This is a genomic window from Achromobacter animicus, assembly GCF_902859585.1.
GTDB classification, from domain to species: domain Bacteria; phylum Pseudomonadota; class Gammaproteobacteria; order Burkholderiales; family Burkholderiaceae_B; genus Achromobacter; species Achromobacter animicus.
The window spans coordinates 811588-825991 of the sequence record NZ_CADIJM010000001.1 but is presented as its reverse complement, the minus strand read 5'-3'; the positions used below and the strand labels follow the sequence as shown (position 1 = coordinate 825991).

Here is a 14404-nt window from a genome sequence, read left to right as displayed (position 1 = left end):
TAATGGGCCGGTTCCCCAACCTGCCGTCCGGGGTTGTCCGCAAGGCCCGGCCGGCGCTACGAAGGAGACCGAACCTCATGCCGCAATCCGCATCCACCAACCGTCGCATCGTGCTTGCCGCCCGGCCGCACGGCGAACCCACCGATGCCGACTTCCGCCTGGAAACCGGCGACATCCCTCAACCGGGACCGGGCCAGGTGCTGCTGCGCACCGTCTATCTGTCGCTCGACCCCTACATGCGCGGCCGCATGAGCGACGCGCCGTCCTATGCCGAGCCCGTGCAGATCGGCGAGCCGATGGTGGGCGGTACGGTCACCCGCGTCCACGCCTCCAACAATCCGCAGTTTCAGGTCGGCGAGTGGGTCCTGGCGCAGACCGGCTGGCAGGATTTCGCGGTGTCCGACGGCGCTGGACTCTTGCGCCTGGGCGCCAATCCCGAAAACCCGTCGTGGTCGTTGGGCGTGCTGGGCATGCCGGGCTTCACCGGCTACATGGGGCTGCTGGACATCGGCGAGCCCAAGGCCGGTGAAACGGTTGTGGTCGCCGCGGCCAGCGGCGCGGTCGGCGCGGTGGTCGGCCAGATCGCCAAGATCCACGGCTGCAGGGTCGTCGGCATTGCGGGCGGGCCGGACAAGTGCCGCTACGTGGTCGAGGAACTGGGCTTTGACGAATGCGTGGACCACCGTCAGCCGGACCTGCCCGGGCGCCTGGCAAAGGCGGCGCCGCAAGGCATCGACGTGTACTTTGAAAACGTCGGCGGCGCGGTCTTCGATGCCGTGCTGCCCTTGTTGAACCCGCGCGCCCGCATCCCCGTCTGCGGCCTGATCTCGGCTTACAACGCCACCAGCCAGCCCGAGGGCCCGGATCGCCTGGCGCTGCTGATGCGCACCATCCTGACAAAGCGGCTGCGGATGCAGGGCTTCATCATCTTCAACGAATATGCGCATCGCTACGGCGAATTCCGCGAGGCCATGCAGGACCTCATCAAGCAAGGACGCATCAAATACCGTGAAGACGTGGTCGACGGCCTGGAGAACGCCCCGCGCGGGCTGATCGGGCTGCTCAAGGGTGAAAACGCCGGCAAGCGCATTGTGCGCGTCGGCCCTGACGAATGGAGCGCTACATGAACATCCTGATCGTGCTGACTTCCCACGACACGCTGGGCAACACCGGCCGCAAGACGGGTTTCTGGCTGGAAGAGTTTGCGGCGCCGTACTACGCGTTCCTGGACGCGGGCGCGAAGATCACGCTGGCCTCGCCGCTGGGCGGCCAGCCGCCGCTGGATCCCAAGAGCGACGATCCTGACGCGCAGACCGACGACACGCGCCGCTTCCAGAAAGACGCGGATGCGCAGCGCGTGTTGGCGTCCACGCGCCGGCTGTCCGACGTGCAGGCGTCGGATTACGACGCGGTCTTCTACCCGGGCGGTCACGGCCCGCTGTGGGACCTGGCCGAGGACGCCAAATCGGTGGCGCTGATCGAGACCATGCTGGCCGCGGGCAAGCCGGTCTCGGCCGTGTGCCATGCGCCCGGCGTGCTGCGCCATGCCAAGACCGCCGACGGCAAGCCGCTGGTGCAGGGCAGGCAGGTCACGGGCTTTTCCAATGCGGAAGAAGCCGCCGTGCAGCTGACCGATGTGGTGCCGTTCCTGGTGGAAGACGAGCTGAAAAAGCTGGGCGGGCTGTACAGCAGCGGGCCGGACTGGCAGTCGCATGTGGTCAGCGACGGCCTGCTCATCACGGGGCAGAATCCCGGCTCGTCGGTGGGCGTGGCCAAGGCGCTGCTGGAACGCCTGAAAGACTGAACGCCGTCACGGCACAACAGCAGGAAGGCGAAGCCCGGCCCCGCGCCCGACGCGCGGCGGCCGGACATCGTTGCGAATTGTGTCAGAATTCCGGCTTTCCGATATGCGCGCGCCGCCATGCCAGTGCGGCGCGCAGTTTTCCAATGCCCCCCGACGTACCCGACATCTCCGCAGGATCCTATGAAGCGGCGCTCTTTGCCGCAATACAGGCGCGTGACCCCGCCACCGGCCGGCATTGCAATAGAGTGGCTGCGCTGAGCGTGGCGCTGGCCGAAGCCTGTGGACTGGCCGAGCACGAGGTGGACGTCATTGCCGTGGCCGCGCGGCTTCACGACGTGGGCAAGATCGCCACGCCCGATCGTGTGCTGCACAGCCCGCACCGGCTGGTATGGGAAGACTGGGAAATCATGAAGGCGCACGCCGCCGCGGGCGCTGCCCTCATCATGCAGACCGCGATGCCGCAGCGCGAGGCCATTGCGCTGGCGGTGCGGCACCATCACGAGCATGTCGACGGCTCCGGTTATCCGGACGGTCTTGCCGGCCACGCCATCCCGCTGCATGCGCGGATCATCTCGGTGGCCGATTCCTACGACGCGCTTGGCGATACGCGGCCCTACCATCCGGCGCGCTCGCACACGCAGATCATGGACATCCTGAACCAGGAGTCGGGATCGAAGTTCGATCCCGACCTGCTGCGCGTGTTCGAATCGTTGATCCGCGAAAGCCGCCTGCGCGTGCCGTAGCGGTTTACCGTAGCGAACTACTTCAGGCGATAGGTCGCCGCGACGGTGGCCAGGTCCTGCAGCGTGCGCTGCTGCCAGGCCGCGTCGTGGCCCAGTTCCTCGGCCAGGATGCGGGCCACTTCCGGCGCGGCCAGCATCGCGGCCTCGGCATCCAGGAACAGCGCGCGGTTGCGGCGCGCCAACACGTCCTCGGCACTACGCGCCAGTTCAAAGCGCGCCGCAAAACGCACGTGCGCTTCGGTCAGGCCGCTGGCCTTGACCAGCATGCGCTGCGCGCCGGGCAACGCCTGCAACGTCGCCAGATCGCTGCCGTAGTAGCTGTCCGGCGTGCCGGCGTGTTCCTGCGACGGTGCAAGACCATTGGCGCCATGCAGCGGCAATGATTCGGTGCGGCACGAGGCCTGCGTCAGCAACTGATGCTGGATGGCGGTGTCGACCACGTCCTGCGCCATGCGGCGGTACGTCGTCCACTTGCCGCCGGTGACCGTCACGAGGCCGGCCTTGGACACCAGAATCGTGTGCTCGCGCGACAGCTTCTTGGTGGAGGCTTCGCCGGTCGCCTTGACCAGCGGACGCAGGCCGGCCCAGACGCTGGTCACGTCGTCGCGCGTCGGCTTGCGGCTGAGATAGCGCGCGGCGGTGCTCAGGATGAAATCCACGTCCTGTGCGCCGGCATCCGGGTCCAGCGGCAGGTCCTGGCGCGGCGTGTCGGTGGTGCCGACGATGGTGTGGCCGTTCCAGGGCACCACGAACAGCACGCGGCCGTCATCGGTCTTGGGAATCAGCACGGCACGCTTGCCGGGCAGGAAATCCTGCGGCAGCGTCAGGTGCACGCCCTGGCTGGGCGCGACCATCGTCTGCGCGTTCTTGTCTTCCATGCGGCGTACGGCGTCCACCCACACGCCGGTGGCGTTGACCACGCAGCGCGCGCGCAGCGTGAACGACGCGCCGCCGATCACGTCCTGTGCGGTCACGCCGTCGACCTTGCCGTTGGTGGTGGTCAGGCCCGTGGCGCGCACGTAGTTGACTGCCGTGCCGCCCAGGTCGAATAGCGTGCGCATCAGGCTCATGGCCAGGCGCGCGTCGTCGAACTGGCCGTCGTAGTACAGCACGCCGCCCTTCAGGCTGCGCCCGCTGACAGTTTCCGCAAGGGTGGGGGCGTTGGCCAGCGTTTCGCGGCGCGACAGCCAGCGGCTGGGCGACAGGTTCAGCTTGCCGGCCAGCATGTCGTACATCTTCAGGCCGATGCCGTAGAACGGCTGGTCCAGCATCGTGTAGGCCGGCACCACAAAGCCCAGCGGCCACACCAGGTGCGGCGCGTTGCGGTTGAGCAGGCCGCGTTCATGCAGGGCCTCGCGCACCAGGCTGACGTTGCCTTGCGCCAGATAGCGCACGCCGCCGTGCACCAGCTTGGTAGCCTTGCTGGACGTGCCCTTGGCGAAGTCGGCGCCTTCGATCAGCAGCGTCCGGTAGCCGCGCGCGGCGGCGTCGACCGCCGTGCCCAAGCCGGTTGCGCCGCCGCCGATGACGATGACGTCCCAGGAATGCGTGTTGTCCAGCGTGTTCAGAAGACGGCTGCGGTCGGGCGGGGTGACGGAGGCGAGGGGTTGGTTCATGTTCTTTTAGGGCGGCAGGGCCGCGAGGTAAATGCGTCGATGTGCTTGCCGGCGGGGCTTGCGCGGACGATGCGTCCGCGGCGGCGCTCGGGTCAGGGTGTAGGTTTGGGGACGTGCGGTGCGGCGGCGACGTCGCAGCGCACGCCGGCGTCCAGCAACACTTGTGCCAGCGGTTCCTGCGGATGCGCGTCGGTGAAGAAGCGGTCGATCTGCGAGATATGCGCCAGTTCCACCATGGCCTGGCGCTTGAACTTGCTGCTGTCGGCGGCCAGCCAGACCTCGCGCGACTGCTCGATGATCGTGCGCGCCACGCGCACTTCGCGGAAGTCGTAGTCGCGCAGGGTGCCGTCGGCCTCGATGCCCGAAATGCCGATCAGGCCGATGTCGACCTTGAACTGGCGGATGAAGTCCATCGTGGCTTCGCCGACGATGCCGCGGTCGCGCGAGCGCACCACGCCGCCGGCGACGATGACTTCGCAATCCGGGTTGTCGGACAGGATGTCGGCCACGTGCAGGTTGTTCGTGATGACACGCAGTCCGCGATGGCGCAGCAGCGCGCGCGCAATGGCCTCGGTGGTGGTGCCGATGTTCAGGATCAGCGAACAGCCGTCCGGCACGGCGCGGGCCACGGCTTCGGCGATGCGCTGCTTGCCCGCGGCGTGCAGCCCCTGGCGCTTGCGGTAGGCGATGTTCTCGATGGTGGAGGCTTCAATGCGCACCCCGCCATGAAAGCGCGATAGCAGGCCGGCTTCCGAAAGGATGTTGACGTCCCGCCGCACGGTCTGCAGCGTGACGTCGAAACGTTTGGCAAGCTCTTCAATCGAGGCCGAGCCCTGGGCCCGCACCATTTCGATCAGCGCGCTCTGTCGTGGATTCAGTGTCATGTTCGAATGATAAAACAACAAAAGCGAAAAATAATGACGCACCGCAAGATTGTTTTTTGTTCGCTTCTTCAGTAAAACGCACAAAAAACGAAAGCCATCTGAAAGAGTATGCTCATCGTGTTGCGCCCGCGCCGGAACGTGGCGGCGCGCAAGCTGGGACGCTGTGCCGAATACCGAAGTCCGTAGAAAACAGGGACGTATAAGTAGGTTGAGGAGACTAGATGCAGCTGACCTTGGACGGGATAGCTTTGCGGGCCGGCTCGCAGACGCACCTGTATCCCATGAGCCTGGCCCCGGTTCCGGGGGCCATGACCGTCCTGCTGGGGGCCACCCTGGCCGGCAAGACCTCGCTGATGCGCATCATGGCCGGGCTGGACCGGCCTTCCGAGGGCCACGTGCGGGTCGACGGCGCGGACGTCACCGGCGTGCCCGTCCGCCAGCGCAACGTGGCGATGGTCTACCAGCAGTTCATCAACTATCCGTCCATGTCGGTCTACGACAACATCGCCTCGCCGCTCAAGCTGCGCGGCGAGCGCGACACGCGTGAAAAAGTCCACGCCATGGCGGCGCGGCTGCACATCGACCATTTGCTGGACCGCTATCCGTCCGAACTGTCGGGCGGGCAGCAGCAGCGGGTGGCGCTGGCGCGGGCGCTGGCCAAGGATGCGCCGCTGATCCTGCTGGACGAGCCCCTGGTCAACCTGGACTACAAACTGCGCGAGGAATTGCGCGACGAACTCTCGGAATTGTTCGCGCAGGGGCGGTCGACCGTGGTCTACGCCACCACCGAACCGGGCGAGGCGCTGTTGCTCGGCGGCCACACCGCCGTTCTGGACGCGGGCGAACTGCTGCAATACGGCCCCACGGCCGAGGTTTTTCACCGGCCCAATTCGATCCGCGTGGCACGCGCCTTCAGCGACCCGCCCATGAACCTGTTCGCCGCCCGCCGCCACAACGGCGGGTTCGTGCTGCAGGGCGACGTGGCGGTGGACCGCGCGCTGCCGGCGGGCGTGGACGCCGAAATCACGGCCGGTCTGCGCGCCGGCGCGCTGGATGTGGAATCGCGGCCCGGACACGTCGAGCTGCCCGGCCGCGTCAAGCTGGCCGAGATCTCCGGGTCCGACACCTTTGTCCATGCCGAGACGGCTGCGGGCGACGTGGTCGCCCAACTGCCCGGCGTGCACCGGTACACGCTGGACGAGCATGTGCGGCTGTATTTCGACCCCGCGCAGACCTACGCGTTTGGCCCGGACGGCGCGCTGCTCGCGGCGCCCCGGCAGCCGGCGGGGGCGGGGGAGGTGGCCTGATGGCGCAGATCGAGCTGGACCTGTCCCATTCGTACGTCGCCCATCCCAAGTCCGACGACGACTACGCCCTGCTGCCGCTGCAGTTCACCTTCCGCGACGGCGGGGCCTATGCTTTGCTCGGGCCCTCCGGCTGCGGCAAGACCACGCTGCTCAACTGCGTGTCGGGCCTGTTGCGGCCCTCGCACGGTCGCATCCTGTTCGACGGGCAGGACGTCACCGACAAGACCCCGCAGGCACGCAACATCGCGCAGGTGTTCCAGTTTCCGGTGGTGTACGACACCATGACGGTCGCGGAGAACCTGGCGTTTCCGCTGCGCAACCGGGGCGTTGCGCCCGATCGCATCCGCGAGCGCGTGGGCCGCATCGCCGAAATGCTGGAAATGTCCAACGTGCTGGACCGCCGGGCCAGCGGGCTGACGGCGGATGCCAAGCAGAAGATCTCGCTGGGCCGCGGCCTGGTGCGTAGCGACGTGTCCGCGATTCTCTTTGACGAACCGCTTACCGTGATCGACCCGCAGCTCAAGTGGGAACTGCGCCGCAAGCTCAAGGAGATCCATCACGAGTTCAAGCTGACGCTGATCTACGTGACCCACGACCAGACCGAGGCGCTGACCTTTGCCGATCAGGTGATGGTCATGGCGCGGGGCCGCGCCGTGCAGGTGGGCAGCGCGGATGATCTGTTCGAACGGCCCGCGCACACCTTCGTCGGTCATTTCATCGGGTCGCCGGGCATGAACTTCCTGTCGGCGCAGTGGCGCGACGGCGCGCTGATGGTGGGCCAGCACCGGTTGCAAGGCGTGCCGGCCGAGCTGGCCGTCAAGCTGGAAGGCGCGGGCCTCGTCAAGCTGGGCGTGCGGCCGGAATACCTGCGCGTGACCGATCCCGGGACGCCCGGCGCCGTGCCCATGCGCGTGGAACGCGTGCAGGACGTGGGCACCTACACGCTGCTGGTGGCTGACTTTGAAGGCACGCCGGTGCGCGCCCGCCTGGGCAGCAACGTCGTGGCCGGCGGCAAGGACGCCACGGTGTGGCTGTCCGTGCTCAACCCGCACACCTGCTTCTACCGCGACGAGGAACTGATCCGATGAAACCCACCGATCACCGGGCCTGGTTCCTGGTCATGCCGGTTGTGCTGTGCGTGGCGTTCTCGGCCATCCTGCCGCTGATGACCATCGTCAATTATTCGGTGCAGGACATCATTTCGCCCGAGCGCCGCGTGTTCGTCGGCACGGAGTGGTTCGCCGCGGTGCTGCAGGACGAGGAACTGCACGGCGCGCTGTTCCGGCAGATCGGGTTTTCGTTTGCGGTGCTGCTCATCCAGATTCCGCTGGGCATCCTGCTGGCGCTGTCGATGCCGGCCAGCGGCTGGCGCGCGTCGGCCGTGCTGGTGATCATCGCGCTGTCGCTGCTGATTCCGTGGAACGTGGTGGGCACCATCTGGCAGGTGTTCGGCCGCACCGATATCGGGCTGCTCGGCGCCACGTTGTCCTGGCTGGGCGTGGACTACAACTACACGGGCAACGACGTCGACGCCTGGGTCACGGTGCTGGTCATGGACGTGTGGCACTGGACGCCGCTGGTTGCGCTGCTGTGCTACGCGGGGCTGCGCGCCATTCCGGACGCCTACTACCAGGCCGCGCGGATCGACGGCGCCTCGCGCTTTGCCGTGTTCCGGTACATACAGCTGCCCAAGATGCGCGGCGTGCTGATGATTGCGGTGCTGCTGCGGTTCATGGACAGCTTCATGATCTACACCGAGCCGTTCGTGCTGACCGGCGGCGGCCCGGGCAACGCCACGACCTTCCTGTCGCAGTACCTGACGCAAAAGGCGGTGGGGCAGTTCGACCTGGGCCCGGCTGCGGCGTTTTCGATCATCTACTTCCTGATCATCCTGCTGCTTTGCTTCATTCTCTACAACTGGATGCAGCGCGCGGGCACCACGGGCGGTTTCGACGAGGAGCGGGGCAATGCCTGAGAAATCCACCTGGTGGCGCGGCGCCTTTCTGACGCTATATCTGGTGTTCGCCATCCTGCCGCTGTACTGGATGCTGAACATGTCGTTCAAGTCGAACACCGAGATCGTCAGCACGCTGACGCTCTGGCCGCGCGACTTCACGTTCGAGCACTACCGCACCATCTTCACCGACCCGGCCTGGTATTCCGGCTACATCAATTCGCTGATCTACGTCGTCATCAACACGGTCGTCTCGCTGGCCGTGGCGCTGCCGGCCGCCTATGCGTTCTCGCGTTACCGCTTCATCGGCGACAAGCATGTGTTCTTCTGGCTGCTCACCAACCGCATGACGCCGCCGGCGGTATTCCTGCTGCCGTTCTTCCAGCTCTATAGCTCGTTCGGCCTGATGGACACGCACCTGGCGGTGGCGCTGGCGCACCTGGTGTTCAACGTGCCGCTGGCGGTGTGGATCCTGGAAGGCTTCATGTCCGGCGTGCCGCGCGAGATCGATGAGACCGCCTATGTCGACGGGTACTCGTTTCCGCGCTTTTTCCTGACGATCTTCCTGCCGCTCATCAAGTCGGGCGTGGGCGTGGCGGCGTTCTTCTGCTTCATGTTCAGCTGGGTGGAGCTACTGCTGGCGCGCACGCTCACGTCTGTGAACGCCAAACCCATCGTCGCGACCATGACGCGCACCGTATCGGCATCCGGCATGGATTGGGGGGTGCTGGCGGCCGCGGGCGTGCTGACCATCGTGCCGGGCGGCATCGTCATCTGGTTCGTGCGGCACTACATCGCGAAGGGCTTCGCGATGGGCCGCGTGTAGGCATCGGGACTACAGGAGGGCGTGCCCATGTTCAGCTGGATGGTGTGGACCACCCCGGTTGCCGTGTTCTTCAGCTGCATCGTGCTGATGCTGGTGGGCATGACGATCTGGGAGCTGAAGTCGCCCACGCAGGAGCGCAAGGGATTTTTGCCACTGCGCACGACGCGGGGCGACCGGCTCTTCATCGGCCTGATGGCCGCGGCGTGGCTCAACCTGGCGTTTCTGGGGTTTGGCCAGAAGGCGGTCGAGTGGTTTTCGCTGGATCAGCCGCCATCGGTGTGGATCAGCTTCGTGCTGTCCATGCTGCTGCTGGCCTTCATCATGAAAAAAGGGTGAGAGAAGGGCGCCAGACCCTTCGTTGGTTTCGGGCAGTCAGGAAAAGGACTATCGGCCAGCGTCTTCCCCGGCCAGCGGTCCGCAGCACGATAGGGGAAGACTTATCGAGGAGACAGGTCATGAAATTGCGCATGCACGCCATGGCGGCCGCTATCGCCCTGATCGGAACGTCAGGGGCTTGGGCCGGCGAGCCGGAGGCAAAGAAGTGGGTCGATTCGGAGTTCCAGCCTTCGTCGCTGTCCAAGGAACAGCAGATGGCCGAAATGAAATGGTTCATCGACGCCGCGGCCAAGCTCAAGGCCAAGGGCGTCAATGAAGTCAGCGTGGTGTCCGAAACCATCACCACGCACGAGTACGAGTCCAAGACGCTGGCCAAGGCCTTTGCCGAAATCACCGGCATCAAGGTCAATCACGACCTCATCCAGGAAGGCGACGTCGTCGAGAAGCTGCAGACGTCCATGCAGTCCGGCAAGTCCATCTACGACGGCTGGATCTCCGATTCCGACCTGATCGGCACCCACTACCGCTACGGCGCCATCCTGCCGCTGTCCGACTACATGGCCGGGGCCGGCAAGGAATGGACCAATCCCGATCTGGACCTGAAGGACTTCATCGGCACCAAGTTCACCACCGCGCCCGACGGCAAGCTGTACCAGTTGCCGGACCAGCAGTTCGCCAACGTGTACTGGTTCCGCGCCGACTGGTTCGCGCGGCCGGACCTGAAGGAAAAATTCAAGGCCAAGTACGGCTATGAACTGGGCGTGCCCACCAACTGGTCGGCGTACGAAGACATCGCCACGTTCTTCTCGAACGACGTCAAGGAGATCGACGGCAAGCGCGTCTACGGCCACATGGACTACGGCAAGAAGGATCCGTCGCTGGGCTGGCGCTTCACCGATGCGTGGCTGTCGATGGCGGGCGCGGCCGACAAGGGCCTGCCCAACGGCATGCCTGTGGACGAATGGGGCATCCGCGTGGCTGACGACAAGTGCACGCCGGTCGGCGCGTCCGTGTCGCGCGGCGGGGCCACGAACAGCCCGGCCGCCGTGTACGCGCTGACCAAGTACATCGACTGGATGAAGAAGTTCGCGCCGCAGCAGGCCATGGGCATGACCTTCTCGGAAGCGGGACCCGTGCCCGCGCAGGGCCAGATCGCCCAGCAGATCTTCTGGTACACGGCCTTTACCGCCGACATGACCAAGAAGGGGCTGCCGGTCGTGAACGACGACGGCACGCCGAAGTGGCGCATGGCCCCGTCGCCGTACGGCCCGTACTGGAAGGACGGCATGCAGAACGGCTACCAGGACGTGGGCTCGTGGACCTTCTTCAAGTCCACCAACCCCGACAAGATGGCGGCCGCGTGGCTGTATGCGCAGTTCGTCACGTCCAAGTCGGTGTCGCTCAAGAAGTCCATCACCGGCCTGACCTTCATCCGGGACAGCGACATCAACAGCGAGTTCTTCACCAAGAACGCGGCCAACTACGGCGGCCTGATCGAGTTCTACCGCAGTCCCGCGCGTGTGGCATGGACGCCCACCGGCACCAACGTGCCGGACTATCCGAAGCTGGCGCAGCTCTGGTGGAAGAACGTCGCCACCGCGGTCACAGGGGAAAAGACCCCGCAGGCCGCGATGGACAACCTGGCCAACGAAATGGATCAGGTGATGGCGCGGCTTGAACGGGCGGGCATGGCGCAGTGCGCACCCAAGCTCAACCCCAAGAGCGATCCGAGCAAGTGGCTGTCGGACCAGCACGCACCTTGGAAGAAGCTGGCCAATGAAAAGCCGAAGGGCGAGACGATTCCCTACGAGCAACTGCTGTCGGCGTGGAAGGCAGGGAAGGTGAGGTAAGCGGCAGGCTCAGGGCGCCGCCAACTTCGCCGTCAACCGCGCCGCCAGCGCCAAGGATGCGGAGGCGCCGTCCAGGGGACGGCACGCTGCGGGCAGGGCGCTGGCGGCGCCCGCCATCCACGGATGGGCAAATGCCACCACGTCCGCGCCGCCTTCCTGGGCGTCGCGGGCCGCTTGCGCGACGGCAGCCAGATATTCCGCCGTCTCGCCGCGCTTGAACAGATCCCAGGCAAGGGGCACCAGCCGCACGTCGACCGTGGCGTTGACCGGTCGCGCATGGCGTTCGAACAGCGCGCGATAGGCCGCGAGGGTGGATTCGACGGCGCACAGCACCACGATGCGGGCGCCTGCACGAGCCGCCGCGTGCGCCAGCGCCTCATCCGCGCGGATGACGGGGGCGCCTATCCCCGTGATGCCGTCAACGACGGGACCGAGCGTGGCGCATGTGACAATCACGGCGTCCGCGCCGGCCGCCAAGTCTTGCAACGCCGCCGTGATGTCGTTCTGCACGCTGCCGGGTATCGCGCTGGCCGTGGCCCGCGCCTGATCAACGGCAATCCTGAACGCCGGCCGCACGGCATGGCGCAGCGCGCCGGCGGCCAATCCCGCGTCGCTGGCCGCCTGCTCGAAAATCGCCGGATTGCTGTCGATGGTGTGCAACAAGGAAATCTGCATGGGGTAAAACCTTGGGGCTTCGTGAATGTCGAAGCGGCATTCTTGTGCCGGCTGAAAATGGCAACAAGACAAGCCCGAATACTGGTATTGCCGGTACCCTGCGCGCGACAAATCGATTCAACGCTTTTCCTCAACTTGCCCGTATGACCTACGCCCTGAAATTCCTGCACGTTCTGATTCCTGCCGTCCTGGCGCTTTCTGGTGGTGCGGCGCAAGCCGCCGGCTTCCAGCGCCTGAACCTGCCGATGGACCAGAACGGCCCCGGCCTGCAAGGCGCGGTCTGGACACCGTGCGCCGAACCCGCGGGCGAAATCAAGGTGGGCCGCGTCGCCATTGAAGGGGTGCAGGGCTGCAAGCTGCCGGAAGGCCGCTATCCGCTCATCGTCATGTCGCACGGCTCGGCGGGCTCGTATCTCAGCCACCACGACACCGCGGCCGCGCTGGCGGATGCCGGCTTCGTGGTGGCGGCGATCAACCACGTGGGCGACAACGCGCAGGACAAATCGCGGCAGGGATATTTGTCGATCTTTTCCACCCGGCCCCGCGAAATGCGCCGGCTGATCGACTACATGACGGGCGCGTGGCCGGACAACGCAAGGATCGATTCCGATAGGATCGGCTTCTTCGGTTTTTCGCGCGGCGGGTATACGGGACTGGTGCTGGCGGGCGCGGCGCCGGACCTGGCGGCGGGGCTGGCGATCTGCGCTGACCAGCCGTCGCTGCCGATGTGCCGCGACATCGCGGCCGGCAAGGTGCCGCAGCAACCCTATCCGGCGGAGCCACGCATCAAGGCGGCGGTCATTGCCGATCCGCTCAACGTGTTTCCCGGCGATGCGCTCAAGCGCGTGACGCTGCCCATTCAGCTATGGGCGTCGGAGCGGGGCGGCGAAGGCGTCAGCCCGGCCAGCGTCGAGGCCGTGCGCCAGGGCCTGGGCGTCACGCCGGATTTCCGGGTTGCTGCGGGCGCGGGACATTACGCGTTTCTAGCGCCGTGCTCGGCTGAACAGGCCGAGCCGCTGCCCAGCATCTGCCGCGACGAGGCGGGTATTGATCGGCTGGCGTTTCATCGTGAACTGAACGCCCAGGTGACGGCGTTCTTCAAGGCGCGGCTGCAATAGCCGCGCGTCCGCGTCCCAAAGGAACAGCCGCGCGTCCGCGTTCCATATGAACAGCCGCGCATCCGCGCTTTCCGGAGCGAGCGCGCCGGCGCTTCGACGAATGGTCGCGCGCCGCCGCTTCAACGGTAGATGCGCCGCGCGGTCGATCAGTGAATGACGCGCGCCGCCCGGCGCGCGTGCTTGATTTCATACATGCGGGTATCGGCCAGTCGGACGGCAGCCTCCGCGTCCAGGCCCGCGGGGTCCAGCGCCACGACGCCGGCGCTGGCGCCTTCGTAGGCCACGGTGGCCTCGCCCAGCCGATAACGGCCCATGGAGGCGGCCAGGATGCGTTCTTCCATCGCTCGGGCGGCCTCGTCCGGCTCGGCCTGTTGGCTCACGCCGCCTTCGTCGGCACGTTTGCCCGTCAGCGCGGGGCCGGGCCCGATGAGCAAGAATTCGTCGCCGCCCACGCGTCCCAGCATGTCCGACCCGCGCAGCGCCGCCGCCATGCGCCGCGAGACTTCTTGCAGAAAGAGGTCGCCAGCCTGGTGGCCGTACGTGTCGTTGATGCTCTTGAAACCATCCAGATCGATGACGCCGACCAGCACGCTGCCGTTTTCGCGCACGGCGCGCGCCAGCAGCCGGTCCAGCGCCTCATAGACGGCACGCCGATTGGGCAGGCCCGTCAGCGTGTCGGTCAGCGCATAGGACATGAGCCGGACGTTGGCCGAGTGCAACTGTTCAACGAGCATTTCGCGTTCGATGAAGCTGGCGATCACGCTGGAAAAAAGCTTCAGCACCGCTTCGGCCTGCGGGCTGATGTTGTGGCGCCGCGCACTGGCGGCGCACAGCGTGCCGTACAGGGCGCCGTCATCGGCGCGCACCGGCGCGCTGACGTAGGTCTGGATGCCCAACTGCCGGGCCGCGTCTGAATCTGGCCAGCATTGCGACACGTCGCTGGTGCACATGCGGCCTTCGTCCAGCGCGCGCTTGCACAGCGTGTCGTCCCAGGGCACGGACAGTCCTTCCGGTATCTGCAGCTGCCCCACGTTGCGCGCGTAGCGCACATGCTGCAGGTCGGCCTTGAGGTCGATGGCGGTGAGGTAGGTGGATTCAAGTCCGGTGACGGCGCCCAGCATGTCCAGCAGCGGGCGGGTCAACTGCTCGACCGACTTGGCGGCGGGCAGGGTGGTGGAAAGTTCGGCGAGGATGGGATCCAGCACGGCTGCTCCTGGATTCGTGGTCGGATGAACTTGCGGCCCGTGCTCCATGCCGGAGACCGGGCCGCCTCCCGCCATTATGCACGGCC

Annotated in this window: 14 protein-coding genes; 10 read left to right on the top strand and 4 right to left on the bottom strand. The window is 66.3% G+C overall.

Features of this window, described 5'->3' with window-relative positions; genetic code table 11:
• The first annotated feature begins 77 nt into the window (after positions 1–77).
• The 3 genes from curA to HV681_RS03700 all read left to right on the top strand — a co-directional run bounded on the left by curA (position 78) and on the right by HV681_RS03700 (position 2547).
• Entirely contained in the window at positions 78–1127 is a 1050-nt protein-coding gene (gene curA, locus HV681_RS03710) for an NADPH-dependent curcumin/dihydrocurcumin reductase (protein ID WP_175121757.1), read from the top strand.
• A complete protein-coding gene (locus tag HV681_RS03705) occupies positions 1124–1804 on the top strand; it encodes a type 1 glutamine amidotransferase domain-containing protein (protein WP_175121756.1) in 681 nt (226 codons plus the stop codon). Before curA ends, HV681_RS03705 begins: the two co-directional genes overlap by 4 nt.
• A gap of 143 nt (positions 1805–1947) precedes the next feature.
• On the top strand, positions 1948–2547 hold the full coding sequence (locus HV681_RS03700) for an HD-GYP domain-containing protein (RefSeq protein ID WP_175121755.1): 600 nt from the start codon (positions 1948–1950) through the stop codon (positions 2545–2547).
• A 17-nt stretch (positions 2548–2564) separates the two neighbouring features.
• Here the strand turns inward: HV681_RS03700 and HV681_RS03695 are convergent, their stop codons facing one another.
• Both HV681_RS03695 and HV681_RS03690 read right to left on the bottom strand, forming a co-directional pair.
• Positions 2565–4163 carry a glycerol-3-phosphate dehydrogenase/oxidase gene (locus HV681_RS03695; RefSeq protein ID WP_175121754.1) on the bottom strand — a complete coding sequence of 533 codons (1599 nt, stop codon included), beginning with the start codon at positions 4161–4163 and terminating at the stop codon, positions 2565–2567.
• 92 nt (positions 4164–4255) lie between these two features.
• The gene (locus tag HV681_RS03690) at positions 4256–5047 is read right to left on the bottom strand and encodes a DeoR/GlpR family DNA-binding transcription regulator (protein WP_224776955.1); all 792 of its coding nucleotides are present in this window, start codon (positions 5045–5047) and stop codon (positions 4256–4258) included.
• A 221-nt stretch (positions 5048–5268) separates the two neighbouring features.
• On the opposite strand from HV681_RS03690, the gene HV681_RS03685 reads away from it, so the two are divergent.
• From HV681_RS03685 to HV681_RS03660, 6 genes are all read left to right on the top strand, one after another.
• Positions 5269–6354, top strand: coding sequence for an ABC transporter ATP-binding protein (locus HV681_RS03685; protein ID WP_175121752.1), 1086 nt, complete (start codon positions 5269–5271; stop codon positions 6352–6354).
• On the top strand, positions 6354–7442 hold the full coding sequence (locus tag HV681_RS03680; RefSeq protein WP_175121751.1) for an ABC transporter ATP-binding protein: 1089 nt from the start codon (positions 6354–6356) through the stop codon (positions 7440–7442). Before HV681_RS03685 ends, HV681_RS03680 begins: the two co-directional genes overlap by 1 nt.
• Positions 7439–8329, top strand: coding sequence for a carbohydrate ABC transporter permease (locus HV681_RS03675; protein WP_175121750.1), 891 nt, complete (start codon positions 7439–7441; stop codon positions 8327–8329). The genes HV681_RS03680 and HV681_RS03675 overlap by 4 nt, the downstream gene beginning before the upstream one ends.
• Positions 8322–9134 carry a carbohydrate ABC transporter permease gene (locus HV681_RS03670; RefSeq protein WP_175121749.1) on the top strand — a complete coding sequence of 271 codons (813 nt, stop codon included), beginning with the start codon at positions 8322–8324 and terminating at the stop codon, positions 9132–9134. Before HV681_RS03675 ends, HV681_RS03670 begins: the two co-directional genes overlap by 8 nt.
• Positions 9135–9161: 27 nt before the next feature.
• Entirely contained in the window at positions 9162–9470 is a 309-nt protein-coding gene (locus tag HV681_RS03665; RefSeq protein WP_056317261.1) for a DUF2160 domain-containing protein, read from the top strand.
• Positions 9471–9589: 119 nt separating this feature from the next.
• Positions 9590–11320 (top strand): ABC transporter substrate-binding protein, encoded by a 1731-nt coding sequence (locus tag HV681_RS03660; protein ID WP_175121748.1) that lies wholly within the window; start codon positions 9590–9592, stop codon positions 11318–11320.
• Positions 11321–11329: 9 nt separating this feature from the next.
• Here HV681_RS03660 and HV681_RS03655 read toward each other — a convergent pair whose 3' ends face one another.
• Complete coding sequence (locus tag HV681_RS03655; RefSeq protein WP_175121747.1) at positions 11330–11995, bottom strand: aspartate/glutamate racemase family protein; 666 nt, start codon at positions 11993–11995, stop codon at positions 11330–11332.
• Between the two features lie 143 nt (positions 11996–12138).
• Between HV681_RS03655 and HV681_RS03650 the strand changes: the two genes are divergently transcribed.
• Positions 12139–13113, top strand: a complete 975-nt coding sequence (locus HV681_RS03650; protein WP_175121746.1) for an alpha/beta hydrolase family protein — start codon at positions 12139–12141, stop codon at positions 13111–13113.
• A gap of 146 nt (positions 13114–13259) precedes the next feature.
• On the opposite strand, the gene HV681_RS03645 is transcribed toward HV681_RS03650, so the two are convergent.
• Positions 13260–14315 carry a sensor domain-containing diguanylate cyclase gene (locus HV681_RS03645; protein ID WP_254594888.1) on the bottom strand — a complete coding sequence of 352 codons (1056 nt, stop codon included), beginning with the start codon at positions 14313–14315 and terminating at the stop codon, positions 13260–13262.
• Positions 14316–14404: the final 89 nt, after the last annotated feature.